The sequence below is a fragment of the uncultured Shewanella sp. genome (assembly GCF_947491715.1).
Taxonomy (GTDB): domain Bacteria; phylum Pseudomonadota; class Gammaproteobacteria; order Enterobacterales; family Shewanellaceae; genus Shewanella.
Genome location: NZ_CANLKR010000041.1, coordinates 19,031 through 44,869, shown reverse-complemented (window position 1 = coordinate 44,869; position 25,839 = coordinate 19,031). Strand labels below are relative to the sequence as shown.

At 40.7% G+C, this 25,839-nt stretch carries 24 protein-coding genes and 1 tRNA gene; 18 read left to right on the top strand and 7 right to left on the bottom strand.

From position 1 onward, the window contains the following. Positions 1-140: 140 nt before the first annotated feature. The gene (fre, locus tag Q0779_RS20190; RefSeq protein ID WP_298775453.1) at positions 141-851 is read right to left on the bottom strand and encodes an NAD(P)H-flavin reductase; all 711 of its coding nucleotides are present in this window, start codon (positions 849-851) and stop codon (positions 141-143) included. A 61-nt stretch (positions 852-912) separates the two neighbouring features. Further along, positions 913-2,406: a 4-hydroxy-3-polyprenylbenzoate decarboxylase gene (ubiD, locus tag Q0779_RS20185; RefSeq protein ID WP_298775452.1), complete on the bottom strand. Its 1,494-nt coding sequence runs from the start codon at positions 2,404-2,406 to the stop codon at positions 913-915. A gap of 265 nt (positions 2,407-2,671) precedes the next feature. Here ubiD and Q0779_RS20180 point away from each other — a divergent pair, with 265 nt between their 5' ends. The 5 genes from Q0779_RS20180 to Q0779_RS20160 all read left to right on the top strand — a co-directional run bounded on the left by Q0779_RS20180 (position 2,672) and on the right by Q0779_RS20160 (position 5,584). Beyond that, positions 2,672-3,292: a hypothetical protein gene (locus tag Q0779_RS20180; RefSeq protein ID WP_298775450.1), complete on the top strand. Its 621-nt coding sequence runs from the start codon at positions 2,672-2,674 to the stop codon at positions 3,290-3,292. An 11-nt stretch (positions 3,293-3,303) separates the two neighbouring features. Further along, complete coding sequence (locus tag Q0779_RS20175) at positions 3,304-3,936, top strand: CatB-related O-acetyltransferase (protein ID WP_298775449.1); 633 nt, start codon at positions 3,304-3,306, stop codon at positions 3,934-3,936. A gap of 185 nt (positions 3,937-4,121) precedes the next feature. After that, positions 4,122-4,502 (top strand): hypothetical protein, encoded by a 381-nt coding sequence (locus tag Q0779_RS20170; protein ID WP_298775448.1) that lies wholly within the window; start codon positions 4,122-4,124, stop codon positions 4,500-4,502. 117 nt (positions 4,503-4,619) lie between these two features. Beyond that, positions 4,620-5,366 (top strand): pyrimidine 5'-nucleotidase, encoded by a 747-nt coding sequence (gene yjjG, locus Q0779_RS20165; protein ID WP_298775447.1) that lies wholly within the window; start codon positions 4,620-4,622, stop codon positions 5,364-5,366. 127 nt (positions 5,367-5,493) lie between these two features. Then, positions 5,494-5,584 (top strand) — tRNA-Ser (locus tag Q0779_RS20160). Between the two features lie 519 nt (positions 5,585-6,103). Here the strand turns inward: Q0779_RS20160 and Q0779_RS20155 are convergent. From Q0779_RS20155 to Q0779_RS20135, 5 genes are all read right to left on the bottom strand, one after another. Next, on the bottom strand, positions 6,104-6,502 hold the full coding sequence (locus Q0779_RS20155; RefSeq protein ID WP_298775446.1) for a hypothetical protein: 399 nt from the start codon (positions 6,500-6,502) through the stop codon (positions 6,104-6,106). Between the two features lie 67 nt (positions 6,503-6,569). Then, positions 6,570-6,968: a hypothetical protein gene (locus Q0779_RS20150; RefSeq protein WP_298775445.1), complete on the bottom strand. Its 399-nt coding sequence runs from the start codon at positions 6,966-6,968 to the stop codon at positions 6,570-6,572. Between the two features lie 266 nt (positions 6,969-7,234). Further along, positions 7,235-8,086: an alpha/beta hydrolase gene (locus Q0779_RS20145; protein ID WP_298775443.1), complete on the bottom strand. Its 852-nt coding sequence runs from the start codon at positions 8,084-8,086 to the stop codon at positions 7,235-7,237. Positions 8,087-8,355: 269 nt separating this feature from the next. Next, the gene (locus tag Q0779_RS20140) at positions 8,356-9,210 is read right to left on the bottom strand and encodes an alpha/beta hydrolase (RefSeq protein ID WP_298775455.1); all 855 of its coding nucleotides are present in this window, start codon (positions 9,208-9,210) and stop codon (positions 8,356-8,358) included. A 214-nt stretch (positions 9,211-9,424) separates the two neighbouring features. Beyond that, on the bottom strand, positions 9,425-10,255 hold the full coding sequence (locus Q0779_RS20135) for a type II CAAX endopeptidase family protein (RefSeq protein WP_298775441.1): 831 nt from the start codon (positions 10,253-10,255) through the stop codon (positions 9,425-9,427). Positions 10,256-11,397: 1,142 nt separating this feature from the next. Here Q0779_RS20135 and tssB point away from each other — a divergent pair. The 13 genes from tssB (at position 11,398) to vasI (ending at position 25,769) form a co-directional block, all read left to right on the top strand. Continuing rightward, entirely contained in the window at positions 11,398-11,886 is a 489-nt protein-coding gene (gene tssB / locus Q0779_RS20130; RefSeq protein ID WP_298775439.1) for a type VI secretion system contractile sheath small subunit, read from the top strand. A gap of 79 nt (positions 11,887-11,965) precedes the next feature. After that, positions 11,966-13,441: a type VI secretion system contractile sheath large subunit gene (gene tssC / locus Q0779_RS20125; protein WP_298775437.1), complete on the top strand. Its 1,476-nt coding sequence runs from the start codon at positions 11,966-11,968 to the stop codon at positions 13,439-13,441. A gap of 6 nt (positions 13,442-13,447) precedes the next feature. Continuing rightward, positions 13,448-13,879 carry a type VI secretion system baseplate subunit TssE gene (gene tssE, locus Q0779_RS20120; RefSeq protein WP_298775435.1) on the top strand — a complete coding sequence of 144 codons (432 nt, stop codon included), beginning with the start codon at positions 13,448-13,450 and terminating at the stop codon, positions 13,877-13,879. Between the two features lie 2 nt (positions 13,880-13,881). Then, positions 13,882-15,645, top strand: a complete 1,764-nt coding sequence (gene tssF, locus Q0779_RS20115; protein WP_298775434.1) for a type VI secretion system baseplate subunit TssF — start codon at positions 13,882-13,884, stop codon at positions 15,643-15,645. Continuing rightward, positions 15,609-16,616 carry a type VI secretion system baseplate subunit TssG gene (gene tssG, locus Q0779_RS20110; protein ID WP_298775433.1) on the top strand — a complete coding sequence of 336 codons (1,008 nt, stop codon included), beginning with the start codon at positions 15,609-15,611 and terminating at the stop codon, positions 16,614-16,616. The genes tssF and tssG overlap by 37 nt, the downstream gene beginning before the upstream one ends. A 15-nt stretch (positions 16,617-16,631) precedes the next feature. Beyond that, entirely contained in the window at positions 16,632-17,993 is a 1,362-nt protein-coding gene (tagH, locus tag Q0779_RS20105) for a type VI secretion system-associated FHA domain protein TagH (protein WP_298775432.1), read from the top strand. Beyond that, positions 17,993-18,523, top strand: coding sequence for a type VI secretion system lipoprotein TssJ (gene tssJ, locus Q0779_RS20100; protein ID WP_298775430.1), 531 nt, complete (start codon positions 17,993-17,995; stop codon positions 18,521-18,523). Before tagH ends, tssJ begins: the two co-directional genes overlap by 1 nt. Before the next feature lie 2 nt (positions 18,524-18,525). After that, entirely contained in the window at positions 18,526-19,860 is a 1,335-nt protein-coding gene (tssK, locus tag Q0779_RS20095) for a type VI secretion system baseplate subunit TssK (RefSeq protein ID WP_298775427.1), read from the top strand. 105 nt (positions 19,861-19,965) lie between these two features. After that, positions 19,966-20,127 carry a hypothetical protein gene (locus tag Q0779_RS20090; RefSeq protein ID WP_298775426.1) on the top strand — a complete coding sequence of 54 codons (162 nt, stop codon included), beginning with the start codon at positions 19,966-19,968 and terminating at the stop codon, positions 20,125-20,127. Further along, a complete protein-coding gene (gene icmH / locus Q0779_RS20085) occupies positions 20,120-20,908 on the top strand; it encodes a type IVB secretion system protein IcmH/DotU (protein WP_298775425.1) in 789 nt (262 codons plus the stop codon). The genes Q0779_RS20090 and icmH overlap by 8 nt, the downstream gene beginning before the upstream one ends. A 9-nt stretch (positions 20,909-20,917) precedes the next feature. Continuing rightward, complete coding sequence (gene tssH, locus Q0779_RS20080; protein WP_298775423.1) at positions 20,918-23,509, top strand: type VI secretion system ATPase TssH; 2,592 nt, start codon at positions 20,918-20,920, stop codon at positions 23,507-23,509. Next, positions 23,509-25,107 (top strand): sigma-54-dependent Fis family transcriptional regulator, encoded by a 1,599-nt coding sequence (locus Q0779_RS20075; protein WP_298775422.1) that lies wholly within the window; start codon positions 23,509-23,511, stop codon positions 25,105-25,107. Before tssH ends, Q0779_RS20075 begins: the two co-directional genes overlap by 1 nt. After that, positions 25,083-25,769 carry a type VI secretion system-associated protein VasI gene (gene vasI / locus Q0779_RS20070; protein WP_298775421.1) on the top strand — a complete coding sequence of 229 codons (687 nt, stop codon included), beginning with the start codon at positions 25,083-25,085 and terminating at the stop codon, positions 25,767-25,769. Before Q0779_RS20075 ends, vasI begins: the two co-directional genes overlap by 25 nt. Positions 25,770-25,839: the final 70 nt, after the last annotated feature.

Genomic DNA, 25,839 nt, shown 5'->3' with positions numbered 1-25,839 from the left:
CTTATAACCAATTAAGACCACATCTTAGTTTAGGGATGAAAACCCCAAACGAAGTACATGAAAAAGCCAGTCGGGGGGTCCAACTGGCTTAATAAAAACCGTCAACCTATTTTAGGACTAGACACAATGCTCAAATCGCTTTATTTAATAAAAGCAAAGGCATCCCCATAGAGATGTTCTTCGTCAACGCCCATGCCGCGAAATACTTCGCGTGCGGCGCCGACCATATCAAAGCGGCCTGCAATATAAATATCAAAGCCAATAAGGCTGGTGAAATCTGTTTTAATTTGTTCTAATAAATTGGCTTCTTTACCTTGCCAGTCTTGAGTAGCTTCTTCAATTACAGGAATAAAATGCAGCCAAGGATGGGCGTCATGCCATTGTCTAGCAATCTCTTCATAGTACATCGCTTCTTGTGTGCGACAACCCCAATAAAGTTGGGTTTCTATTGCTTGTCCAAGGGCAATTTGTTGCTCAACAATACTTTTAATGTAAGAAAAGCCTGTGCCGCCGGCAATGAGTAAGCGGGGGCGTTGGCTGTCACTTCTAAAGTGTGCGTCACCGCCTGGTACTTCAACTTCAATATCAGTATTGTCTTGTAAGCATTGTTTTAGCTTTTCGACCACTTGCATGGGATAACTTTCGGTTACGGCGGCACCTATATGTAATTCAATGTGCTCTGCATCTGGCGCGCTGGCGATAGAAAAAGGGCGTTTGTCTTTTTCTCCCATGACGATACACAAGTATTGCCCAGCTTTAAAATCAAAGGCCGTCTCAGGTTTGAGTGTCACTTGAAAAACGGCATCGTTAAAAGGTGAAACTTGTTCAATTTTACAGCGAATGGTCTTCATTTAACTTCCTTGAGTATGCCATCTATCTCAATGGCGTATACTACTAATATCAGGGGTTTTATTATTTAATTTTTGGTGAATGAATTGACTCATCGAGACCTAATTCTTGCCAAATATCATCAACTTTTTGTTTAACATTTTCATCCATAATAATCGGGGTTCCCCATTCTCGAGTGGTTTCCCCTTGCCATTTATTGGTGGCATCTAATCCCATTTTTGAACCCAGTCCCGAGACGGGTGAAGCAAAATCCAAATAATCAATAGGCGTATTATCGATCATTACAGTATCACGGCTGGGATCCATTCGAGTTGTGATGGCCCAAATCACATCCTGCCAATCACGACAGTTAACATCTTCATCAACGACGACAATGAATTTAGTATACATAAATTGGCGTAAGAAAGACCAAGCGCCCATCATGACGCGTTTGGCATGGCCTGGATATTGCTTTTTAATCGAGATGACCGCCATTCGATATGAACAACCTTCAGGAGGTAAATAAAAATCAATAATTTCAGGATATTGCTTTTGTAAAATCGGCACAAAAACTTCATTGAGTGCCACACCTAACATAGCGGGCTCATCGGGTGGCCTACCAGTATAAGTGCTATGATAAATCGGATCTTTTCTATGGGTAATATGAGTAACAGTAAAGACTGGGAATTCATCCGTTTCATTATAATAACCGGTATGATCCCCATAAGGGCCTTCTTCAGCCATTTCGGTTGGATCAATATACCCTTCTAAAATGATTTCGCTGCTGGCGGGCACTTCTAAATCACAGCTGATCGCCTTACACACTTGGGTGCGCTCGCCTCGTAATAATCCTGCAAACGCATATTCACTCATTGAATCGGGGACTGGGGTTACTGCCCCTAAAATGGTAACGGGATCACTGCCGAGTGCGACGACCACAGGATAAGGCTCGCCAGGATGTTGTTCTTTAAAATCTTTAAAATCTAATGCGCCGCCACGATGATCAAGCCAACGCATAATGAGTTTGTTTTTACCTAATAATTGTTGGCGATAAATGCCTAAATTTTGTCTTTCTTTATTGGGACCCTTTGTGATTGTTAAGCCCCAACTGACTAAAGGGGCTGCATCACCAGGCCAGCAGTGTTGAATTGGCAGTTGTGTCAAATCGACATCATCACCTTTTAATATCACTTGCTGGCATTCTGGATTGCGCACGGTCTTAGGGGGCATATTTAAGGCTTGCTTAAATTTAGGCAGTTTAGCGATTGCATCTTTAAAGCCCCTTGGTGGCTCAGGTTCTTTTAAAAAAGCTAACAGTTCACCAACATCTCTCAGGGCAAGAGGGTCTTCCTTTCCAAGTGCCATTGCGACACGTTTAGCGCTGCCAAATAAGTTGGCTAAAACAGGAATAGAGTGATTTTTGGGGTTTTCAAATAATAAAGCTGGCCCACCAGCTCTGAGGACTCTATCAGCAATTTCCGTCATTTCTAAGTGAGGATCAACGGGATAGCTAATTCGTTTTAATTCACCACTTTGTTCAAGGTGGTCAATGAAACTCCGCAAATCCTTAAAACTCATATGGAAATATTCTCTAATGTTAGGCTTGTATGCGCGGCACTATAGCATTTTACCTAAGGCTAAGTCATCTTTGCCTTGCTAATATAAACTTGTATTGTTATTGGTTAAGGAGCACTAAGTATGGCGCCTATTCTTAATTTACCAGTGATAACATTAAAAATTATTTATGTTTCGAGTGATTGATACGGGTTTACGTGTAAACTCTTATCAAGAGTACTCCATTTAGTTTTGCGCTTAGCGTTTAGCTTAGTAGTCGGAGATTAACATGCGTATTTTAACCACTCATATCATTGCCGTTATGCTACTGTTGCCTAGTGTTTCTGTGTTAGCTGACTCTAATACGATGAAAAGCGCACAGCAAAAGAACCAGAGGCAAGTGTCTAATCATCAATCTAAATCACAGCATAAAGTCGCTTCAAGTCATCATTCAGTTCAACATAAAAATCAGTATGTTTATAATCGAGCTTACTATAATAATCGGTATAATCAGCGTTATAACAGTCGCTATGGCTATCACTCAGGTTATGGTAGTAGAGTTGGTTGGAGTATCGGCATTGGGTCAGGTTGGAATAATGGCTGGTATCCTTATGGTGGTTATTATGGTTCCCGTTGGGGATACCCTTGGGGCAGAGCGGGCTATTATGGTGCTTCTGCTTTTCCCCTTTTTGGTTGGAGCAGGCCGCTTGTTAGACCTAGTCAACCCAAAGTTATTGCACCGCCTCAGCAAATAACCACCAGTGTACAATATAGTCAAGGGCTGACTCGTTTACCGGATAATGCAAAAGTGATACAAACCAGTACTGGTACACAATACGAGTGGCAAGGCATTCTTTACCGTTATGACTGGCAGACGCAAACTTATCAAACCGTCAATACTAAAGAGTAAGGTATTGAATAATGAAGAACAATAAACATTGGTCTAAAGTGCAATTGTTATATGATGTTGTGAGCAATCCTAATATTATTTTAAAAGGGAAACACAGTTACTATAGTGATGCCTATGATGAAGGTTTTGAAGCTTCAGTTGTCAGGTATTTACACGGAGACGAAGTGAGTAGTCAGTGGCAAGCTAAATGGCATATTGATCAACTTATTATTGGTAATTATGTGTGTATTGGTGCTGAGGTCGTTATTTTGATGGGGGGGAACCATACTCATCGAGATGATTGGTTTTGTTTGTATCCTTTTATGGATATGATCGAAGAGAGTTATCTGGGTAAAGGGGATACCTGTATTGATGATGGAGCATGGTTAGGGATGCGGGCTATGGTAATGCCTGGCGTCCATATAGGAGAAGGAGCCATTATTGCAGCGAATAGTGTTGTTACAAAAGATGTCCCTGCATACAGTGTCGTGGGCGGAAGCCCTGCAACTCATATTCGTTATCGTTTTTCTCAAGATGTGATTAAACGTTTGCTTGCTTTAAAAATGTATGATTGGTGTGAATCTAAGTTAATGAAATTAAGACCCTTTATATGTAACTCAGATATATTAGCATTAGAGCAAGCGAGCAAAGCGTATAAAGGTTAATTCAATCTGAGTGTGTTTATTCCCGTGATACTTCAATATGCACTATTTTATAACGAGATGATTTTAAAAAATGTAGCCTAATATGGTATATTGTTTATAAGTTGTAAGGTCATATTTGTGAGTCAACTGCTTAAATAGGAAGTTAACTGTTACCTACTAATGACGCCCATGTAATAAGAGGTAGAATGGTGACGAAAAATAAATTAGATGAATATGCTAAAGCGATAGCAATAAAGTCAGTGTTTCATTTTGATGATAACGAACATTATTGTGCAATTAATTATGCCGATGTTTATGATTCGCTGATATCTTCGGGGAGTATAGCATATCGAGGTAAGGTTTTTCAGCCTTCTCCACATTTAGTGCATTTGCCTGAAAAGGCGCTTATTGGACAAATGAAAGTAACAATGGAGCAAATTCAAGCGACGTTTGAAGGCAAAAAGGGCATTTGTATTAGAGGGGCTCGAGGGGCTGAACCCAAGAAGTCTATTTTTGATTGGACAGTGGATCTCTCGGCTTTAGGTTTATTAGGAGTCATTGCCTCTTTATTTTTGATTTTTGATTGATATTTTTCTTAAAAGCACCATTTATTATATTGAGTAGTGGTGCTTTTTTATTTGCCAATTTGTGTTTTTTTTCTTATCTTGCTTTCCTTCTATTTTCCCATTCATTGAGGAATATTCATGAAGTACCAATGGATTTTGTTTGATGCGGATGAAACCTTGTTTCATTTTAATTCATTCAAAGGCTTACAAAGGTTATTCTTAGATTATGATGTGATTTTTACTGAGCAAGATTTCAAAGCATACCAAAGCGTCAATTTGCCATTATGGGGGGATTATCAAGATGGCAAAATTACGGCTCAGCAGTTACAAGAAAGACGCTTTATTCTCTGGGCTGAAAAACTCAATGTATCACCTCAACAGTTGAATGCTGGTTTTTTGCATGCCATGGCAGATATTTGCCAATTATTACCTGGGGCTCAGGCATTGCTTGATGCTTTGAACGGTAAAGTGCGGTTAGGGATTATTACCAATGGCTTTACTCAACTGCAAACCATTCGATTACAAAAAACGGGTTTGCTGGATATTTTTTCGTTAGTGGTGATCTCAGAAGAGGTGGGATTAGCCAAACCCCACGTGGGTATTTTTGAATATGCATTTGAGCGTATGAGTTTACATGAGTCAAAAGAGCAAGGGATCCTTGATTTGAATCGTATCCTCATGGTGGGTGATAATCAGTATTCTGACATTCAAGGCGGTATGAATTCGAGTATTGATACTTGCTGGCTTAATCGTTTTAAAGAGCCCTTAGTTGAGGGAATTTACCCTACTTATCAAGTCAGTTCATTATTAGCATTGAAAGAGCTGCTTGTGCCAAGTGATAAGGCTGTTGAAAATGTCAATAGTGCTCAAAGCAAGGTGAGTTAAATAGTGATGTAAAACACAGCAATGTGCTCCTTTTTTATACGGAAGAATTATTTTGGTTGTTTTTTTGTTCGCTTAGGTCTGCTAAGGGTTTACAAGGTCATGATAACCTCCTATTATCGGCGCCACTGGAGAGATGGCAGAGTGGTCGAATGCACCGGTCTTGAAAACCGGCATGGGTTTGTAGCCCATCTAGGGTTCAAATCCCTATCTCTCCGCCAAATAAAACGAAAAAGCCTATCAGAAATGATAGGCTTTTTTGTGCCTGTAATTTAACAATCGGTTTGTAGCACGACTATGTAGGGTTCAAGTCCCTATCCCTGTGCCAAATAAAACAAAAAAGGCAATCTTAACAGGTTGCCTTTTTTGTGTCTAAAATCTAATGGGTTTGTAGCACACTTACTTAGGGTTCAAATCCCTATCTCTCCGCCAAATAAAAAATAAAAAAACCTATTCCTAAAGATAGGTTTTTTTATGCCTGTAATTTAACAATCGGTTTGTAGCACGACTATGTAGGGTTCAAATCACTATCTCTGTGCCAAATTTAGAGAAGCGCCCTTAAGAAATTAAGGGCGTTTTTTTGCATCTGGAATAAAAATGAAACTGGTATGGGTTTGTAGCACACTTATGTTGGGTTTAAATCCCTATCTCTGTATCTAAAACTTAGTAGTTCAGTGGGTATGGAATGGGTTTGTAGCGCGACTATGTAGGCGGAAAGTCCCATTTCTTTGCTGCATAGGTCAATATTGTGTGTAAACCGATAATATCGGGAATTTATTTTGACCAAAGGCGATGGTGATGGATAAGGTCTCATGTGCTTTAAAAGAATGAGAAAAATCATGTGGAAAAATGCGTTTTCCATCAGCAAGTAACGCTAAAATATGCTTCTCTGATAAGGTACGTCGACCGGCACTGTTATTTTCTATTGTGACCACCGCCCAGCGCTCGCCGAGGTCATTACTCATCAGGACATAGTTTTTAATAAAGAAATTACTCCGAGTGGGTTGAGTGTTTCTGTCGTTTGGAAAGGATAAATCTGAGGCGGGTACAGAGACTTGATCGACATTGAGTGCTTCACTTTCTGTTGAGATTGCTGAAAAAGAGATTAATGATAATAAGACAAACAAATACTTAATCAATGGAGACTCCAAATATAGTTTTATGTGCAGTTTTAACTTTTTGTATTGTTTTTATTATTGGGCTTGATTATTGATTGTTTCCTCCGTGTAGACTGTTTTTGATGGTTTTGTGCTTCATATGAAGCCAAATATTGATGAGTAATACAGTAATATTGAGGCTAATCATTATCCAAGGTCTAGCGGTTAATGGGAATAGGTTTGTAATAAAAGGGATAATGGGAATGGATAAGGCAACAGTGCTATAAATCAGTGAGAAATAAAGCAGCCAGAACCCCCAAATGTGTTTAAGCCATAAAGCCCATGCGGTACAAACAGAGAGGATAAACCATGGAATAGCGACGAGATTATAGGCCGCACTTAATGATGTCATACTAACGCCTGCCAATATTTCCCAATGCAGTATGACTGAAATGATAATTAAGATAGCCATCACTTGTTGCCCATATTGATAGAGTTTGGTTTGCATTTTTATCCTTCTTGATTAAATCATCATTCATTATTAATATTAGCTTAACGGGCGTTTTGTGAAATATCTTCTCGATATTAATTAAAATGTACCATTGTTAATTGATTGATGTAAATTAATTATTGTTTAGTTTGTTGATGGTTTTCAAGAGGCTTTCAGGTGAAGGTTTAATGCTAATTTTGTGGGTGAGAGTTTGCTGTAAAGTGAATAATTATCTGTTCATTAGTGGATATAGTGAGGGAGCAAGGTACCCTTTTGTAAGGTTTTTATGATTGTATAAAATTATTTATAACCTGATTGAATTTTTTGGGGTTTTCAATAAAGGGGAAGTGTTTACCGCCTTCATGTTCTTCAAAGATGATGAGTTTGGCATTGGGGATTTGTTCACTGGTCCAAATTTGGGAAGAGGCTGAGATTAAGCTAGCGCGTCCACCAATGACTAAAGTCGGCAATGTTATTTTTGGAAAAAGGCTACGCCAGTCTTGATAGAATGCATCATGAAGTAAGGCCGCAGCCGATTTTTTAGGCAGAGTGTCACTGCTTTTGAGGACTAATTGTTTATGTTCATTTTTGGCTAGGGGATTGACCATAGTATTAAAAAAAATGTTCATAAAATGGTCGCCTTGATTGGTTGTAATTTGATGGCAGAGTTTTTCAAGGGATTTGGGATCTGATGTTGGCCCATAATGTTGAATTTCTGTTTGGCTCCAGAGTGGATTTATCATGGGGACAGCGGCCCTATCGATAAAAATGAGCTTACTGATAAGGGAGGAACCGAAGAGCTCTAAATAACTGCAAATAACCGTTGCGCCAAAGTTATGGCCGAGAAGATTCAGTTCGCGCAGTTGTAAATGTTTAATAAGTTCATGAAGGTCTTTGGCAAATCTATGCACTTTATAGCCATAATTGACTTTTTCAGATAATCCATGCCCCCGCATATCGAGTGCTAAAATACGATATTGATTGCTTAATGCTTCAAGTTGATATTTAAATACCTGACAGCTGATATTCCATGTGGGCAGCATGAGTAAAGATGGACCTTTACCTTTGTCCAAGTAGTGTAATTTGGCGCCATCATTAGTGGTAAAATAATGGCTGTAAGAAGCATTAATAGCCATAATATATTCAATTAGTTATTATTAAACACCACATTATAACAAAAATTCTATTTGGACATGAAATAAAAATAATTAATTTAAAATATAGGTTATTGTGTTTTTGATTAACACTGATTATTGCTTCGCATTAAGTTACTGGGCAACGTTTTCTATTCCTTGTGCTATAGATGTTTTGGGCTTAGTCAGAGTTGTCAATAATGTAGGATCATTACAGGTGACCTCTTACATTGTTGACTGAATTGATTCAATACTTATGGCTTTTATTTACATCAAGCTCCTCTTATGAATTGGTCAACAATTTGGTTAAATTTTTTTGGGTTTTCTATAAAAGGGTAATGTTTACCTCCTTCACTTTCTTCAAATATAATTAATTTAGCATTGGGGATTTGTTTGCTGGTCCAGAGTTGTGAGGATGCTGATATTAAACTCGCTTGGCCACCAACCACCAATGTTGGTCTATCTATGGCAGGAAACACATTACGCCAGTCTTGGTAGAAAGTATCATGGAGCAAAGATGCCGCAGCTTTCTTAGGTAGGGTATTACTGTTTTCGAGGATTAATTGTTTTTTATCATTATTCGTGAGGTTATTGACTAAAGTGTGAAAAAATACTTCCATATAATAGTCATTTTCAGTCTGAGAAATTAAGCCGCATAGTTTGTAAATAGCTTTATCATCAGCGGTGGGACCATAATTCTTGATGTCCTCTTGGTTCCAATTTGAGTTAATTATTGGTACGGCTGTTCTGTCAATAAGTATGAGCTTATCTATTGAACTTGAATTAAAAAGCTCTAAATAAGAGCAAATAACGCCAGCACCAAAGGTATGGCCGAGTAATATGACTTTTGTTAAGTGCAAGTGTTCTATGAAATCATGAAGATCATAAGCAAAGCGACATGTAGTGTACCCATGGGAAACTTTTTCAGAGAGACCATGTCCTCTCATATCGAGCGCTAATACTCGATATTGATGACTAAGAGATTCCAATTGATATTTAAATATCTGACAAGAAATATTCCATGAGGGTAATAAGACTAGAGGCTGACCCTTTCCTTTTTCGAGGTAATGTAAATATACGCCATCATTCGTTGTGAAGTAATGACTATTACTCGTATTTATTACCATCATCAATAATGTTAGGAGAGAAATGAATCTAACAATTATAACATCACTTGAGAGCGAGTAATGATAATCCCCCCCTTTGATGGCAAGTATTATGTAAGCGTTTGTTAATCTATTTTTAGGGCATAAATATTTAAATGAATATATTCGATAAGGACATTTTCTTCTTTAAATAAAGATGACCATTAAAGCTTTGGAGCCTCAATGGTTATCTATTTTACCTTGCCAACATCGGGTAAGTAAAAAAGGCTAAGTGTGCAAAGTTAAATGCAAAGTGACAGAGAATAGCGGCCCATAGTCGACCAGTAAAATGAAAAATAAGGCCATATCCAATACCAGCCAGCGTGGCAAATATCATTAATAATGCTCCACCCGCAAAATGGGCGAGTCCAAAAAGAATACTGGCGATCAGAAGTCCTATTATCCATCCGCATTTTGCACTGATCACTTGCTGGAAGAAGCCGCGAAATAGCGCTTCTTCGGCAACACACACTAAGATGAGGTTATTAAATGCAAATAGCCACCACCAACCTGGAAGAGACAATTCAGGTTTGAGTGCGCCCAAAAGGCTTGCGATGGGCAATAAGGCAAATAGAGGTATTAAAGTGAATATTATTGGCTTTAGTGTAACGGCCTTAATTTTACCAAGAAGAGGAGGGTAAGCCAATATCAAGGTAAATATTAACATAGGTTTATCAATGTTGAGGTATATGGAAAAAGGCATACTGTCTTTGCTTGCCGTTACTTTATTTAAGACTTGTAGGTTGTTAAAGCCAGGCACAAAGTGGAAAAATAGTGCTAGTGCCCAAATACTGATGATGGCTAAACTCACATAGCGCCAAAATGGCCTAAATGATGGGGTTTTGTAGGCTAAAGATAATCCGATCAGAATACTCACTAGCCCTAATATCCTGAGTTTCTGTTCAAATAAGGCGCCAATAAAGAAAAGGGCTAGTAAAGCGAATGCGGCTTTGGATTCTTGCAATAAAATCGCAATGATGGCGAGCGTGAGCGGGAAGAAAATCCACATTGATAAATCGAGCGTCATTGGTCTCTCCTTATGTGTTGGTTTTATGAGTATCACGGGTATAAATATAGGTGATTATACATATTATGTTTTTGAATAATTGATAGTTTGTTTGCTGCTGTTGATAATCATCTCTTTTTGCCTTTATCAACGGCTTGTTGATGAAAATAATGTGGCAGATTTTCCAAATGATGCAATCTTTGATTGGCGAGGATAGACTCGGTCGTTAACGATAGCGGTTAAGCCAATAATAGCCATGGGTATAAAATAGAGATCTTTGCTGTTTCTTGTAAGAGATCTCTGACTTTAATTGTAATCATGGTCTATTTGTTTTCATCAATAATAGCTAATTTAATAAACTAATGAAGTTATTTTAGAGGGTGTTCAGTTTAAATAGAGGAATAAAGCAGAGCTTCCTTTATATGCTAACCCATTAACTTAAGCCTTGTCATTGTTTTTTTATTGTTCATTCTCATTTGGTTTTATGGCAATTAATCATCGTGATTTTATTTATTATGTTAAATTAAAGAGTACAGAATTTATTTTAATAAATATTTCAGTTTTTCTAATTGTACGTTTTTGCAAGGTTTATTTTTAACTTTCATTTAGTTTAGGTGCTTTTTTATTTTTATATTAAGATGGATTTTAATACCTTTGTCTAGTGTGTTGCCTTGTTTATTATTTATCGAACTCTCCGGTGCTTACATCATTGTTCTTGTACTAGGCTAATGGATAGCAAACCTTACTTGTGTGTTTTGAAGGCTTTATTTTAAAGTGCTGATTTTTATGATTATTAATTTATACCGCTATAAATGTGGTCTACTTATAGTGTGTTGTGTTCTGAATATGCCATGTTTTTTTGCTTTATAAAGCTTGTTTGGTGTTGTGCTTATCTCTATTTTTATTCTTTCATGTTCTATAGCTTAGTCAGTATTGGGTCTGTTGATTTTTAAAATCATTGAAGTAAGATACCTCCTTAATAAGCGGGTTTAAGCTAGGCAATAATTAACCTTTATCTTTTATTAGTAAACGCTATTTAAGAGTGTTTACTATCTAGATGAGTACTGAATGAAATATTTGTATCATTACGTAATACAATGTTTTCTGTTGACAGCCGCGCCCAAAAATAATTTTTCGATACTATCTATGATATGGAGATTGTAATGGCTAAAGATGGAACCGTCGCGCCTAAAGAGCGCATTAATATTAAATATGTTCCTGCAACTGGGGACGCGCAAGCGGAAATGGAACTTCCGTTAAAACTATTAGTTGTAGGCGATTTTAAAGGGCATGCTGAATCCACTCAGCTTGAAGATAGAGAAGCCGTTTCAGTCAATAAAACGAATTTTTCTTCTGTGATGAAAGAGAGCAAATTATCTGTTTCAGGTAGTGTAGCCAATAAGTTAGTGGAAGAAGAAGGCAGTGAGCTGCCTTTTGAATTATCGTTTAATTCGTTGAAAGACTTCACACCAGATGAAGTGGCAAGACAAGTACCAGAAATCAAAAAACTGGTTGAGCTTCGTGAAGCTCTTGTGGCACTAAAAGGTCCGCTGGGTAACATTCCTTCCTTCCGTGTTCGCTTGCAAGAGTTATTTTCTGAAGAAGCATCACGTGAGCAATTACTACGCGAACTTCAAGACGCTCAAGACTAAATGAGTCACTCACTTTAAAAGGTGACTGTTGGATTTAGCTAATGTTGACATATAAAATTTATTAGAGGGATATCACCACATGGAAGGTCAAGTTCAAACAACTGACAATGCCGCTTTAGAAGGCGGTAATCTACTCGATGAGATCATGGCGCATACGCGTATGGATCCTGTTGATGAAGGTTATGATGTTGCCAAGAAAGGGGTGGCGGCATTTATTTCAAATATTCTAGGATCGGATAAAACATCTGAGCCTGTTAATAAGGCATTGGTTGACAAAATGCTGGTTGAGTTAGACCAGAAGATCAGTGCACAAATGGATGAAGTATTACATCATGAAGATGTACAGCAGATTGAATCTGCGTGGAGAGGCTTAAAACTTCTCGTTGATCGTACTGATTTTCGTGAAAATATTAAAATCGATTTATTACATGTCACTAAAGATGAGTTATTAGATGATTTTGAATTTGCGCCTGAGACGACGCAATCAGGATTGTATAAACATGTTTACTCATCGGGTTATGGACAATTTGGTGGCGAACCAATCGGGGCAATCGTTGGCAGCTATGCGTTTACGCCATCTTCTCAAGACATGAAGTTGTTGCAATACGTGTCCGCTGTGGGCGCAATGGCTCATGCGCCTTTCTTGTCGTCAGTGGCACCTGATTTCTTTGGCATTCAGTCGTTTGAAGAATTACCTAATTTAAAAGATCTAAAAGCCACGTTTGAAGGACCTAAATATACGAAATGGCGCGGATTACGTGAATCTGAAGATGCAAGATACTTAGGGTTAACGGCACCTCGTTTCTTATTACGTGTACCTTACGACCCCATTGATAACCCAATCAATAGCTTTAACTACCGTGAAAATGTGAGTGAAAGCCATGAAGATTATTTGTGGGGAAATACGGCCTTTGCGTTAGCGACACGTTTAACAGAAAGTTTTGCCAGTTATCGTTGGTGCCCGAACATCATTGGTCCTCAAAGTGGTGGCGCAGTGGACGATCTACCTGTGCACGTGTTTGAGACCATGGGCGCATTGCAGTCAAAAATTCCAACAGAAGTCTTGATCACCGACCGTAAAGAATATGAATTAGCCGAAGAAGGTTTCATCAGCCTAACTATGCGTAAAGGCAGTGATAACGCAGCGTTTTTCTCAGCGAATTCGATTCAAAAGCCAAAAGTCTTCCCTGCGACCAAAGAAGGTAAAGAAGCGGAAACTAACTATAAGTTAGGCACGCAGATCCCTTACATGATGATCATTAACCGTTTAGCCCACTACATTAAAGTGCTACAACGTGAGCAGATTGGTGCATGGAAAGAGCGTCAAGATCTTGAAAGAGAGTTGAATGGTTGGATTAAGCAATATGTAGCCGACCAAGAAAATCCGCCTGCAGAAGTTCGTAGCCGTAAGCCTTTACGCGCCGCTAACATTTCGGTCTCAAATGTTGAAGGCGATCCAGGTTGGTATCAAGTGAGTTTATCGGTTAGACCTCATTTCAAATATATGGGTGCTAACTTCGAATTATCACTGGTTGGTAAGTTGGATCAGGAGTAATAACAGGTGTTTGACACTGAAGAAAAAAGATTAGGAGGCAGGAGTTTCTTTGAGCGCTTAATCCCTGATGCGCCGAGAGTATCGGTGGATCATTCTTCAGTGGATGAGACCATGGATTCTATTAAACGTAGCATTACTCGAGTATTGAATGCACGTATAGGCGAATCACAAAGCTGCCCAGAGTATGGATTACTCGATTTTAATGATACTTCTTTGAGCAGCTTTGACTTAGGGTTACAGATCCGCTTGTCAATTAAACAGTGTATTGAACAGTTTGAACCTCGTATAAAGAATGTTGAAGTATCTGTTTTTAATGATGAAAACAATCCAATGAATCTCACTTTTAATATTCTTGGCACCTTGGTCGTAGCAAACATGGATGAAAAAATTCAAATTGAGCTTTTTCTGGATAATAACCGAAAATATAGAGTGATTTAGTCGTGTCACAAAATAAATATTTCAGGGATGAGCTTGCTTTTTTAAAAGAGCAAGGTAAAGAATTTTCGGATATGCATCCTCAATTGGCCCGTTATTTACACGGCAAGAGTACCGATCCTGATGTTGAAAGGTTATTGGAAGGCTTTGCTTTTTTAACTGGGCGCCTACGTGAAAAAATTGATGATGACTTTCCAGAGCTGACCCATTCAATGATCAATATGCTGTGGCCGAATTATTTGCGCCCAGTGCCCAGTACGACCATAGTGGCTTTCTCCCCGAATGAAGGGATGGATGAGAAACAGCTGATCTTAAGTGGCTGTGAAATGAAGAGTCACCCAGTTGCCGATACCATTTGCCAATTTAGAACCTGTCGTGATGTGGACATTTATCCTTTTACGGTTGATGACATTATTTCATCTCACTCACGTGAGTCTTCAACTATTGATTTGGCGTTGCATTCCTCAGCTAAAACCAGTTTGCAACAGATTGGATTAAATGATCTTCGTTTTTATTTAGGTAACGATGATTATAGTGCTAAGACTCTGTATTTGTGGTTGAATAACTGTCTTCAAAGTATTGAACTGATAGCCGATGGTCAAGCTTATACTCTGATGCGCAATTCATTAAAAGCGGTGGGGTTTGATTCCAATGATGCCATTTTGCCTTATCCTAAAAACGTTTATGAAGGCTACCGTATTTTACAGGAGTATTTTACCTTTCCTGAGGCCTTTCATTTTGTTGATGTCACCAACATTGATAAGGTGATCCCCGCCTATGTGTCGGGTGATTTTACATTACGCTTTAAATTTTCAAAAACCTTGCCTTCCGATGTACGCATTAATCAAGGGAGCATGCAGCTTTATTGCGTGCCTGCGATTAATTTATTTGAGCATGATGCAGATCCCATTGAACTCAATGGCCGTCGAACCGAATACCCCATTATTCCGTCGAGTCGTAAAGGCGGACATTATGAAATCTTTAGTGTTGATCATGTGCAAGGTTGGATTGATTCTGATGCGGGCAGAATTCGTGGACAAAATCGCGTTTACACCCCTTTTGAAAGCTTTCAACATGAAATTGAACGTACCCGTCATCGTTTAGCTTTATATTATCGTATTAAAGTGCGCAGCAGTATTCGTCATGATGGTTTTGAGCATTTGATGTCTTTTGTGCGCAGTGATGAGACCCATATGGTGAATATGACTGAAGCGGTGTCATTGCGTTTAACTTGTACCAACAGGCAGTTACCCAGAGAGTTGGGCAAAGGGGATATTTGCATTGCCACAGATAAAACCCCCAGTTTTGTGACCTTTAAAAATATTACAGAACCTTCAGCGTCACTGCGTCCACCGCTTGATGGGGGCTTGTTATGGACATTAATTTCTAATTTATCATTGAATTACCTCTCACTCTTATCAAAAGATGCCTTGAGCTCTGTTATTCGTGCTTATGATTTTAAAGCGCTGGTGGACAGGCAGGCAGAAATGGTCGCCAAACAACGCTTAGCGGGCATTTTAAATATCACTTCAGGCCCAACGGAGCGTATCGTAAAAGGCTTACCCGTTAGAGGATTACAGTCTGAAGTGACGCTTAAAGAGTCTGCATTTGGTAGTGAAGGGGATCTGTTTTTATTTGGGTCGGTGCTTAGCCGGTTCTTTTCTTTGTATGCCAGTATTAATTCGTTTCATGAATTAGTGGTGGTGAATGCCGATAATCAGGAAAAATATACATGGAATATACAGATCGGGCAGCAGCCGTTAATTTAGTGCCACCCGAATGGCAGGCAAGGATGCCTGAAAAAGTTCGCTCGTATAACTTTTTTCAATTGGTGGAGCTGATACATCGTCTCGAAGGTAACGATGCGGACAGTCGTGACTGGGAAAATCAGGGCCAATTATTTTTTACTGCCGATCCCAGTTTAGGTTTTGCCAGTAGTGATGTCTCAAATTTAACGAGACGGCTTGATAATCGCTTACAGTTAGATACCACTTTTTTAGGATTAAATGGGGCGCAGTCGCCTTTACCCAATTATCTTCTCGATCAAATTGCCGATCCTGAAGATGAGGGCATGAAGCGTAATTTCTTGGATTTTTTCAATCATAGGCTTATTTCCTTATTTTATAAAAGCTGGCGAAAATATCGTTATTACGTTCGATTTCAAGATAATGCGAGTGATACCTTTTCCAAGCAAGTGTTTTCACTTGTGGGGTTGTCAAACGAAGATTTACGCGGTGAAACATCCATAAACTGGTGCAAAATGTTGGCTTACGCGGGCATGTTGGCTGGGCGAAGTCGTTCACCACAAACCGTATCGGGCATTATTGCTCACTGTTTCGATTTAAAGCATGTGTCTATTCGCGAATGGGAAAAAAGAAAAGTCCGTGTCCCCAAGACACAGCAATTTTTACTTGGCAGAGCGAATGCCAGTTTAGGTGAAGACACGGTGATTGGTGAGAAAGTGACGGATGTCATGGGGAAATTTGTGATTTGTATTGACAATCTTTCCTTTGAAACTTTTCAAGATTTTTTACCTTCAGGTAAAGAATTTAAACCCTTGTGTAAGGTGATGGAAGTGGTGCTAAGAGAGCAAATGGCTTACGACTTAGAATTGACCTTAGCGAAAGAAGCGACGCCGATGTTAACCCTTGGTGATGAGAAAGGTGGGCAATTGGGTTGGTCATCTTTTTTAAGTAAAACCCAGCAAAAAAAGAAAGTGCTGATCCAGATCAGGCAATAGATAAGGAGCAAGTCATTGCATAAATCAATTACATTTCAAGTTGTGAATACCCAGTTATTGGAATCTGGATTGGCGACAACACATAAATTTGACGAAGCGGGCGGCGTAATTGGTTCCGCTGCAAGTGCCGATTGGGTGCTTAATGACAGTGAATACAATATTAAGCCTCAGCACTGTCAGTTGCTTAAAGTGGATGGCGAATTTTGTTTAATGGAGCTGGCGGGTCCCGTTTATATCAATGGGGCAACCTTACCCATAGGCTTTGAAAAAAAGGTCAAACTCAAAGATAACGATACCCTTATTTTGGGTCAGTATCATGTTCGCGTTAATTTTGCGCATGCTGCGGGAAAACAGCATCAAGGCAGCCAAGCATTAGAAGACTTATTTCCTCAAACCGAAAATGATGTGGATTTATTAAGTGATGAATTGTTTGAACCTATCGTTGCTGCCCCCGCTGCTGTGATAAAAGATGATCCATTAGAAGCCTTAGATGCGCTTCAAACCAGCAAGATAGAGACGTTAGATTTACTAAACGATGATCTTCCAGTCGCTAAAGCTGAGACACCTGAAGATGATTATTTATTAGGTAAAGATCAGCAGTGGAAAGGTCAAGATTTTATTGTTCAAGCGGATTCAGAGTTTGATACCGATTCAGCAATAGCGCTTAAACAAAAAACCAGTATGGATAAATTTATTATGGATGAGAAAACACTCGATTTACTTGAGTCTGAGCTGAGCAGTGATGCTGGGAGCAATTGGAATGATGAGCTAGGTACGGGCATGAATCACTTAGCCGTGGGGCCACTTTTTAGAGGCCTTGGAGTGCAAGTGGGCAATAAAAATGACTCCAATCAAATGCAAGCGGTGGCAATGGACATGGGGAGATCCTTGCAAGCCACGATTAAAGGCCTACTGTCATTACATCAAAGTGTTAATAATAGCCGTTATGCGCATATCAATAAGAACTTACAGCCAATAGAAGATAATCCATTGAGACTCGGTTTAGGGTACGAAGATACCATGAAAACCTTGTTTGATAATCAGTCTTGCGCGGTGCATTTATCCTCTCAAGCCGCGATTGCGGAAAGTTTAAAAACCATTGAATTACATAATGAAGCGGTACAAACGGCCATTACAGAATCCCTTGGACATATTTTAGAAGCCTTTTCACCTGAAGGCTTAATGAAACGCTTTAAAAAATATCGCCGCGCGAGTGATGTTCAAAATCAATCAACTGAGCATTGGGCGTGGAATATGTATGAAAGTTATTATCAAGAGCTCACCTCTAATCGCCAACAAGGTTTTGAAAAGCTGTTCTGGGAAATTTTCGATCAAGCCTACGATAAAAAATTACGTGAATTACAGCGGTTAGCCTAATGAGCTATGTACGTTTAGGACTCATTTTAAGCGTGCTAATTCAGTTGGGAGCATGTAGTTCGGCATGGGAAGCCACACAAAAAGCCGGTCAGGTGATCTGGGATCCTGATACGCCAGTGGGCGCGCCGAAACACCTACCCACCCAAGTGACTTATAGCATGGTAGGGGATCACGTGCTTAACCCTAATGCCAATGGCGAGTCGACGCCTGTGGTATATCAGGTGTTTTTACTTGAAGACGATTCATTGTTTATGGCGGCAGATTTTGATGCTTTGGTTGAAGATCATGAAACCGCCTTAGGGTCCAATTACCTTAAGCACAGTGATTACATTATTTTCCCGGATCAATTTAAGTTTATTGAACCTTTAAAGCTGAAACCTGACACCCACTATATTGGCGTGATGGCGCAATATAGCGACCCCAATGTGGCGCAGTGGAAAAAAGTCGTCAAGGTAAAGTCGATTGGCCGAGAATATCATTTACTCATGTTCTTTACAGAGCATGAGCTCAAATTAGAAATAGTAGAATAATTATGTCATCGAGAAACCGAGTCATTTGGAATGAAGGTTTATTCATTAAACCTCAGCATTTTCAACAGCAACAACGTTATTTTGAGTACATTGTTGAGACAAAGTCGTCTCAATCAACAGGCTACTTATACGGTATTACTCAGCTGAGTTTAAATCCTGAATATTTAAGTTTCGGCCGTATTGCCATTGAACATGCTGTGGGTGTGATGCCCGATGGCACTGTGTTTAATATGCCTCAAGAAGATGTGTTACCTGATGCATTAGAAGTGACAGACAGTGCCTTAGCTAACCAAATTGTGTATTTGGCTTTACCCATTAAAGGGGATTCGGTGACAGAGATTTCTCATGCCGATAAAATGGACGCCAGTCGTTATGAGTCACGACGCTATGAAGTGCGTGATGTGCATACCGAGCAAGGGGATTTGACCACCATTGATGTGAGCCCGTTGCGTATGCGTTTGATGCTTGAAAAAGACGATCGTAGTGCGTATACCTCATTGGCTATTGCTCGCATTTTAGAAAAGCGTCCCGATGGCAGTGTCATGCTGGATGACAGTTTTATTCCTTGTCATTTAAATGTCACGGGTGTGCCGAGATTGCATCGTTTCATCGGTGAAATGGCGGGGTTGATGAAAGAGCGAGCCAAAAACATTGCGCAGCGCATTGGTATGCCAAGTCAAGGTGGAGTGGCAGATGTATCAGATTTTATGTTGCTACAATCACTTAATCGCATGCACCCTATTTTACAGCACATGGCCACTCAAAAACGTATTCACCCAGAGCGTTTATATGAAAACCTGGTCAGTATCTGTGGCGAGCTATTTACCTTTACCGATGAGAGTCGAACGGCGCCGGAGTTTAAGGCTTATAACCATAAACTGCCCCTTGAATCTTTCTCGCCTATCATGACATTACTTCGTCAGTCGCTCAGTATTGTGCTTGAGCCTAAAGCGGTGTCACTGCAATTACATCAACGCAAGTACGGCTTGCAAATTGCGCCGGTACAAGATCCTGATTTAGTCAAAGAGGCGACGTTTATTCTGGCGGTGAAAGCCAAAATGCCGCTGGATGACTTACGCAAATTATTTATCCAACAAACCAAAGTGGCCTCGGTTGAGAAAATACGCGAGCTGATTTCATTACAATTACCGGGCGTACCGTTAACACCGCTGCCAGTTGCCCCACGTCAGTTACCTTATCATGCAGGCTTTACCTACTTCCAGCTTGACCGCGCAAGCCCTGAGTGGCGCATGCTCAGTAATTCATCGGGTTTTGCTTTTCATGTTGCGGGTGATTTTTCAGAGCTTGAATTGCAATTTTGGGCCATAAGGAGCTAATGGAGGAGCTAATGGAGGAGCTAATGGTGAGGGATGACAAACATAATATCGATACCGATCAGCAATATGGGTTTCATCTGGTCGCGATAACAGGAGCTAATGGCAATGGATGATAAACATAATATCGATGATAAACCACAAAAACAGCAAGTCGATACCAGTTTAGAAGGGAATTTCTTTGAACATGCCAAGCAAAATAATATCGATGATGATCTGCAATATGGGTTTCATCTGGTCGCGATAAGAGGAACTAATGGCAATGGATGATAAACCACAAAAACAACAGGTTGATACCAGTTTAGACGGCAGCTTGTTTGATCATGCTAAACAAATCGACGGTGATCAGCAATATTGGTTCAAGTTGCGTGGCGAGAGTATTAATCTACTGATTGATGCGGCCACACCGCTGCTGGGTATGGCACTAAGGGTGAAAAAACTCACGGCTCATGAAGAGGTGCCCGAGCTTTATCAGCAGACTTTGGAAGACATTATTGCCATTGAAACTGAGCTGGTAACAGCAGGGTATGAACATGCCATAGTGCTGGCTTATCGTTATTTATTATGTTGCTTTATTGATGAAGCGGTTATGAGCACCGAATGGGGCTCTCAAAGTGTGTGGGCGGAACATTCTTTACTGACTCGTTTTCATAATGAGACTTGGGGTGGTGAAAAAGTATTCACTATTTTACAAAGACTTGAGAGTGAACCACACAAATATAAAGATTTATTAGAATTTATCTTTTTATGTTTCTCTTTGGGCTTTGAGGGTCGCTATAAGGTGATGGCGAATGGCCGTGAAGAGTTCGATAAAATTTATACCGAGCTCTATGAGACGATTCGCCGTTTAACCGATGAGGAGCCTGAGCAGCTGACCAGTGCCACCGAACACGTGGTCAATACTAAGTATAAAATTGGTCATCAATTGCCTTTGTGGACCATTTTTGCAGGTTTCTTCTGTTTGCTTAGCGTGATTTTTACTTTTTATTCAGTGTCATTAAATCAGAAATCATCTGGTGTACTGAATCAATTATTTCAGATTTTAAAATAGGGAAATTTTATGATCCGTATCGAATTATCGACTCTGATCGGCAAGCTTAATCAACAGAGTAAGCTGGGATTAGAGCAAGCTGCTTCTTTATGCATTAGTCGTCAAAACAGCGAAGTGACCATAGCGCACTTGTTGTTTGTCTTGCTGGATAACCCGTTAAGCGATATGCGTGTGCTGTTAAAGCAAGCTAATATCGATCATGAGTTAGTGAAGCAATACTTAGGGGATTCGCTGCCTCGAGAAGCAGACTTAGATACCCGCCCAGGGTTTTCGCCTTTGCTGGTGGAGTTACTGCAAGATGCTTGGTTATTATCCACCACAGACTTACAAGAATTATCATTACGCTCAGGCGCCATTTTTGCCGCTGCTGTGATGCGACCCGAGCGGTATTTGCCCTTTAATTTAATTACCTTGCTTGAGGGGATTAATCGTGAAGACTTGCGTAAGCACTTTGTCGCGCTGACAGAAAACTCAGCGGAGTCTGCCAGCCCTTCACTCGAAGGCAACAAAGCGGCTTTAGTGAACAATACTGATAGTGCTCTTGCTAAGTTCACAACTGATTTTACTGAGCTGGCCAAGCAAGGCGAGCTGGATCCTGTTTTGTGCCGCGATGATGAAATCGCCTTGATGATTGATATTTTATGTCGTCGCCGTAAGAACAACCCGATTGTGGTGGGTGATGCGGGTGTGGGGAAAAGCGCCGTTGTTGAGGGCTTAGCCAGACGTATCGTTGAAGGTAAAGTACCTGATAGATTAAAAGACGTTAGCTTGCTGTCACTGGATTTAGGCTTGTTGCAAGCGGGCGCATCGGTTAAAGGCGAATTTGAGAAACGCTTGAAAGCGTTAATTGATGAAGTGAAAGCCTCACCTAAAGCGATTATTTTATTTATCGATGAAGCACACACTTTGATTGGAGCCGGTAATCAAGAAGGTGGCGGTGATGCGGCCAACTTACTCAAACCTGCGTTGGCTCGTGGTGAGTTGTGTACTGTTGGTGCGACGACATGGAAAGAGTATAAAAAGTATTTTGAAAAAGATCCTGCTCTCACGCGTCGTTTCCAACTGGTGAAATTGGATGAACCCAGTGTGGATCAAGCGGTGGATATTCTTCGTGGTCTACACCATGTGTATGAAAAATCCCATCAAGTGTTAATCAATGACTCGGCATTAGAAGCTGCCGCTCGTTTGTCGGCGCGTTATGTGGCCAATCGTCAACTTCCCGATAAAGCTATTGATGTATTAGATACCGCCTGTGCGCGGATTGCGATTAATTTAAGCTCGCCACCAAAAGGCATGGCTGAACTTGAAAGCTTAGGCTATCAGCATCAAAAAGAAATCAGCTTATTAGAGCGCCAGCAACATTTAGGTCAAGACATTGATGAAGCTAGGTTGAGCGAGCTTAAAGCCAGTGCAGAGCAACAAGCCCATGACTATGAGCAATTAGAAGCTAATTGGAAGCAACAACAAGAATTAGTCTCAAGTATGTTGTCGCTACGTGAGCAATTGTTGAATGAGGATAACAGTGACAATTTTGATGACATTCGTGCTCAAGTACAAGCGCTGAACCTGACCATTGAAGAGCTCACCCAAGAAGGAAAACTGGTTTATCCAGAGGTTGATGCCGAGCAAGTGGCGGCGGTTATTGCTGACTGGACAGGTGTTCCAGTGTCGCAAATGAACACCGACGAGCTGCATAAGATCACCCATTTACCCGCTATTTTAGGGGAAGCTCTAAAAGGTCAGAATGTGGCCATAGAGCGTATTCATCGCAATATGTTGACGGCTCGTGCCGATCTACGCCGAGCGGGTCGCCCTAAAGGGGCATTTTTGCTGGTGGGCCCAAGTGGTGTGGGGAAAACTGAAACTGTGGTGCAAATTGCGGAGCAGCTTTATGGCGGTAAGCAATTTTTGACCACCATTAACATGTCTGAGTATCAAGAGAAGCACACGGTATCGCGTTTAATTGGTTCTCCGCCAGGTTATGTGGGTTTTGGTGAAGGGGGAGTATTAACCGAAGCCATACGTAAGATGCCTTATTCTATTGTTCTGCTTGATGAAGTGGAAAAAGCACACCCTGACGTGTTGAATCTTTTTTATCAAGCCTTTGATAAAGGTGAGCTTGCCGATGGTGAAGGAAGACTGATTGATTGCCAGAATATTATCTTCTTTTTAACCTCTAACTTAGGGTATCAAAGTATCGTCGATAACGCCGAGACGCCTGAGAATATTGATGATGCGCTTTACCCCGAACTTGTCGAATTTTTCAAACCTGCCTTATTAGCGCGCATGGAAATTGTGCCTTATTTACCTTTAGGTGAAACGGTATTGAAAGACATTATCGGTTATAAGCTTGCTAAATTAGAGAGCCTGTTGGTTGAACGTTATAAGGCGCAGGTGAGCATAGCACCTAGCTTAGTGGATGAGATTTACAGGCGTTCGACTCGCGCTGAAAATGGTGCTCGTATGTTGGAGGCTATTATTGATGGCCAAATGTTACCGCCTGTATCACTGGCGTTATTGAACAAGCTCGCTAATAAAGAAGAGGTGGAGCAAATTCATTTAGGTTTCACTGACGGCGAATTTGTGGGTGAGGTTATCTAGTGCAATCCCAGCAATGGTTACAGCGAGCATCAGCATTATTGGCGTGTCGTCAGGTCGCGCCACTCATCAATGAGTTTTTGGATGGCCTACGGGTTGAACTGCCTTCTGACTTGCCTTTTTTACTGTTACCGACAGTAGATGGACGTGAGTTGACTGTGGTGGCCAATGAGCCTGATTATTTTCAATCCATTGCCAGCGGCGTCAAGTGGGAAGTGGATGATTTTGAACATCCTTTTTCTCATGCGCTGCAATCGCAAAAAACCATGGTGCTGGATCATGAGACCTTGCTGTATTGGCAAGGTCACAGTGGGTTTATGGCATTAACGCTGAACATGAAAAAAGATCAGCATTTGGCTATTTACCCATTGAACAGTGATAAAGGTGCCGTTGTTGGTATTCTCGTGCTGGCTTTGCCAGCCGCTATGGCAGCGGATTTAGTGGAGCGTCCAGATTGGCAAAATTTTGTGGCGGTGTTTACTCGCCATTGGCAGTTACTTGAATCCATTCGTCATCAAGATAGGCAGCAAAGTTTACTGTCCGATTCCATCGTCTCTATTCGCAAAGAAAAGTTTGATAAAGAGCAAGCTGAAGCCCTGAGTCATGACTTGGTCGGTAGCAGTGAACTAATGCAAACCTTGCGTAAAGAAATTGTGCGTGTCGGGCAATCTGATTTAGCGGTGATGATCCAAGGACAAACGGGGACAGGTAAAGAGTTGGTTGCCCGTGGTGTTCATGATTATTCTAAGCGAAAACATGCCCCTTTTATTGCCATTAATTGCGCCGCTATTCCAGATAATCTATTGGAGTCTGAGTTATTTGGTTATGAAAAAGGCGCCTTTTCTGGCGCAGAGAGTGCCAAAAAAGGCTTAATTGCTGCAGCCGATGGTGGCAGCTTGTTTCTCGATGAAATCGGCGATATGCCACTCTTGTTACAAACTAAGTTGTTGAGGGTATTGGAAAGCCGTCAATTTAGAGCTTTAGGTGCAGCGAAAGAAACACAATCTGATTTTAGGTTGATTGTCGCCTCCCATGTGGATTTAAAGCAAAAATCCCGCACTGGCGCATTTAGGCAAGACTTGTTTTATCGTTTATGTCAGTTCCCCATTCGCATACCAGCATTAAAAGACAGAGTGAGCGATGTGCCTGAATTAGTTGAACACTTTATTCATCGCTTTAATAGAAGTCAAAAAAGGCAAGTGCCAGGGGTGCGCTTTTCGGCTATCGATAAACTCATAAAACATGATTATCCCGGTAATGTTCGTGAGCTGAGAAACATAGTGGAATATGCTTGTGCCTTGACGTTAGATGGCCAAGAAATTGATTTGAGTGCCTTGCCGACATTGGATATTGAACCTGAAACGCCCTTTGATAAGACATCTCAACAGGAAGAAGCCGCATTTCCAGCCAGTTTATTGAATGAGATCACACATAAGTTTGACCAAATCGATGATCTTAAAGAGGCGGTGTTGCAATTTGAGCGTGCGGTGATCGAAGCGAGATTGACGTCATTTTCTGGCGATCGAGGCCGAGCGGCGACTAGCTTAGGTTTGCCTAAACGAACCTTGGCACATAAATGTATAAAATTGGAGATAAGTTAATGATGGCACAGATCAAAGGAATGTTACTGGCCTTGTTGTTTTGTCCGCTAGGTCTTGTTCATGCTGAGGGCACTTTACTTGAAGATGCCCTTAAGTGTCGACAAGTGCCCAGCAAGTTAGAGCGGCTGCTGTGTTTTGATACGGTATTTGTCACGCCCACGATGAGTGAGTCAGCACAGATCCAAGTCATTGATGATCCTCATACTAAGCAATGGAAGCGCGCATTTGACAACGAAGCTAAGCGGGAACATCAGCGAGGTTTTTTACTGAGTGATGCCTTCACAACGCCAGATGATGACCCAAATATTTGGGCAACGGCGCAGGCCATAGGCGCGATCCCCCCAAGGCCTATCATGATGCTCAGCTGTATTGATAATATCAGCCGTGTTGAGCTGATTTTTGCCGATCCCATTAATATTCGCACTGCGGCCATTAGCATTAATACGTCTCAAGGGGAGTCGACTCAAGATTGGATGGTCGACAATTCAGGCTACATTTTACGCACAGGACGAGGCTTACAGGCGATTGTTGCAATGAAGGCTATGTTGTTGGATAAAGAGTTTGTTTTGAGGTCGGAGCACAAATGGATTGATGGGCTGCAATTTGATACTCACCAAATGGAGCAATCCTTAAAGGCATTGCGCCGTGAATGCAGCTGGTAGGTCAAGGGAGAATGATCATGTTCAAAGCGTGTATGAGGCCAAGATTTGTCCTTATTAATGGAGAGAACCT

Coding starts and splice junctions, on each gene's coding strand:
- fre (WP_298775453.1), bottom strand. CDS start 851: ATGAAGACCATTCGCTGTAAAATTGAACAAGTTTCACCTTTTAACGAT.
- ubiD (WP_298775452.1), bottom strand. CDS start 2,406: ATGAGTTTTAAGGATTTGCGGAGTTTCATTGACCACCTTGAACAAAGT.
- Q0779_RS20180 (WP_298775450.1), top strand. CDS start 2,672: ATGCGTATTTTAACCACTCATATCATTGCCGTTATGCTACTGTTGCCT.
- Q0779_RS20175 (WP_298775449.1), top strand. CDS start 3,304: ATGAAGAACAATAAACATTGGTCTAAAGTGCAATTGTTATATGATGTT.
- Q0779_RS20170 (WP_298775448.1), top strand. CDS start 4,122: ATGGTGACGAAAAATAAATTAGATGAATATGCTAAAGCGATAGCAATA.
- yjjG (WP_298775447.1), top strand. CDS start 4,620: ATGAAGTACCAATGGATTTTGTTTGATGCGGATGAAACCTTGTTTCAT.
- Q0779_RS20150 (WP_298775445.1), bottom strand. CDS start 6,968: ATGCAAACCAAACTCTATCAATATGGGCAACAAGTGATGGCTATCTTA.
- Q0779_RS20145 (WP_298775443.1), bottom strand. CDS start 8,086: ATGGCTATTAATGCTTCTTACAGCCATTATTTTACCACTAATGATGGC.
- Q0779_RS20140 (WP_298775455.1), bottom strand. CDS start 9,210: ATGGTAATAAATACGAGTAATAGTCATTACTTCACAACGAATGATGGC.
- Q0779_RS20135 (WP_298775441.1), bottom strand. CDS start 10,255: ATGACGCTCGATTTATCAATGTGGATTTTCTTCCCGCTCACGCTCGCC.
- tssB (WP_298775439.1), top strand. CDS start 11,398: ATGGCTAAAGATGGAACCGTCGCGCCTAAAGAGCGCATTAATATTAAA.
- tssC (WP_298775437.1), top strand. CDS start 11,966: ATGGAAGGTCAAGTTCAAACAACTGACAATGCCGCTTTAGAAGGCGGT.
- tssG (WP_298775433.1), top strand. CDS start 15,609: ATGGAATATACAGATCGGGCAGCAGCCGTTAATTTAGTGCCACCCGAA.
- tssJ (WP_298775430.1), top strand. CDS start 17,993: ATGAGCTATGTACGTTTAGGACTCATTTTAAGCGTGCTAATTCAGTTG.
- tssK (WP_298775427.1), top strand. CDS start 18,526: ATGTCATCGAGAAACCGAGTCATTTGGAATGAAGGTTTATTCATTAAA.
- Q0779_RS20090 (WP_298775426.1), top strand. CDS start 19,966: ATGGATGATAAACATAATATCGATGATAAACCACAAAAACAGCAAGTC.
- icmH (WP_298775425.1), top strand. CDS start 20,120: ATGGATGATAAACCACAAAAACAACAGGTTGATACCAGTTTAGACGGC.
- tssH (WP_298775423.1), top strand. CDS start 20,918: ATGATCCGTATCGAATTATCGACTCTGATCGGCAAGCTTAATCAACAG.
- vasI (WP_298775421.1), top strand. CDS start 25,083: ATGTATAAAATTGGAGATAAGTTAATGATGGCACAGATCAAAGGAATG.